2 protein-coding genes are annotated in these 1723 nt (G+C 42.5%); both read left to right on the top strand.

Features of this window, described 5'->3' with window-relative positions; translation table 11 throughout:
- The first annotated feature begins 37 nt into the window (after positions 1–37).
- On the top strand, positions 38–793 hold the full coding sequence (locus tag DW036_RS25305; RefSeq protein ID WP_369906915.1) for a YjbH domain-containing protein: 756 nt from the start codon (positions 38–40) through the stop codon (positions 791–793).
- Positions 794–848: 55 nt separating this feature from the next.
- Positions 849–1723 (top strand): OmpA family protein (locus DW036_RS25300; RefSeq protein WP_118466745.1); only part of this gene is annotated, 875 nt, incomplete at its 3' end.

The raw sequence follows: 1723 nt of genomic DNA, 5'->3' as shown, positions 1-1723 counted from the left end.
AAAAGATAGCGCAATAAAAAATGAAAAGAAAGCAATGATGAGGTATATATTAGGAAAGGTAATCCTTATTGGTTTATTGCTGTGTTGTCCTCTCTTGCTTTCGGCTCAATTGACGTATGGTACCACCGGTTTGTTGCATGCACCTTCGGCAGAAATGCAACGGGATAAGACGGTAATGATTGGTGGTAACTTTTTGAATCAGGAGATAACTCCTCCTACATGGTACTATCATACGTACAATTATTTCTTGAATGTAACCATATTCCCCTGGCTGGAGGTGGCATATACATGCACCCTCTTTAAAGCGGAAGCTTTAGGCTTAAAGCCTTATGGTTACTCTGGATTTACAAATCAGGACAGATATTTTTCTGTCCGACTGCGAGCTTTGAAAGAAGGACAATTCTGGAAGTATATGCCGGCAGTGGTATTAGGAACTTCAGATCCTTATACTGAATCCGGTGATGGACAGATATCGTCTGTTGATGGCAACGGTTATTTTTGTCGTTTCTATATTGCAGCGACCAAACATATTCCCGTAGGAACTGAAGAGATAGGGGTACATCTCTCTTATCTTTTTAACCATCGCAACGATTACCCTTTAAACGGGCCGGCTGTAGGCGTTACCTACAACCCCTCTTTTCATCCGCAGCTGCGAGTAATCGCAGAGTATGATTCGAAAGATTTTGCGTTGGGTGCCACCTATTTGCTTTTCAACCATTTGCATGCGCAGGTAGAATTGCAAAAAATGAAATACTTTACCGGCGGACTTACTTACAAGATTTATCTGAAGTAAGCGAGTGGTCGGAGCAAATAATTAAAAGAGTTGAATTACAAAAAATTAAAAAACAATGAAAAGTAAATTAGTAATATTATCTTTGATGTTGGCTGGTGCTACTGTTGCAACAGCTCAAACAAAAGAGAAATTCGTCAGCGAAAAGGCCGGAGATAATATCTTCGTGAGCGTGACTGGTGGAGTTTCTTTGGTAAATTCGGGTAAGAGTGAAGGTAAATTTGGAGACCCGGCTCCCCATATTACCGTGTCTCTTGGTAAGTGGTTTACTCCAGTTTGGGGTGTGCGCGCTCAGGGTGGCTTGTGGAAAGCTAACTTCAACACACAATGGTCTGAAGGTACTTATGCTGCTGACGGTAGCATGGTAGGTTCAAAGGTAAACAATGACAAGAATGTAGGCCAGATTCGTCTGGACGGTTTGTTCAACCTTTCAAATGCAATCGGTGGATACAATCCTAACCGTATATTTACCTTGTCTGTATTCGCTGGTCCTGGTCTGACTATCGCTAAGGGTGCAAGCTCTTTCGAAATTGCAGAGAACCAGGCTGGTACAGCTTGGCACAAAGTTCGCCCCGCAGGTGCTGACGATAAGACAGGTGCTTACATCAACGGTTCTGCAGGTTTGCTGGGTAAATTCAATGTAAACAACTACCTTGATATTGATATCGAAGCTCGTGGTGAATTAGCTTCTTCTTATCTGGGCTATTTGTCATCTTCAAGAACTGTTGGTGGCATTTATGTTGGTGCAGGTCTTACTTATACTTTCGGTGGCAAGAAGTTTATCTCTTGTGGCGCAAAGGTTGACCAGGATGCTATCAATGCAGAAATCAACAGATACAGAAGCGAACTGGCTCAGGCTCAGGCTGACCTGGCTAATGCAAAGAATGCTTTGGCTAACGTTAAACCTGTAACTAAGGAAGTTGTGAAGGAAGT

It is taken from the genome of Bacteroides sp. AF39-11AC, assembly GCF_003474285.1.
GTDB lineage: Bacteria > Bacteroidota > Bacteroidia > Bacteroidales > Bacteroidaceae > Bacteroides.
This window is presented reverse-complemented; position numbering and strand designations above follow the sequence as displayed.

Excerpts from the sequence above, each read along its gene's own strand:
- DW036_RS25305 (WP_369906915.1), top strand. The coding sequence starts at position 38 with ATGAGGTATATATTAGGAAAGGTAATCCTTATTGGTTTATTGCTGTGT.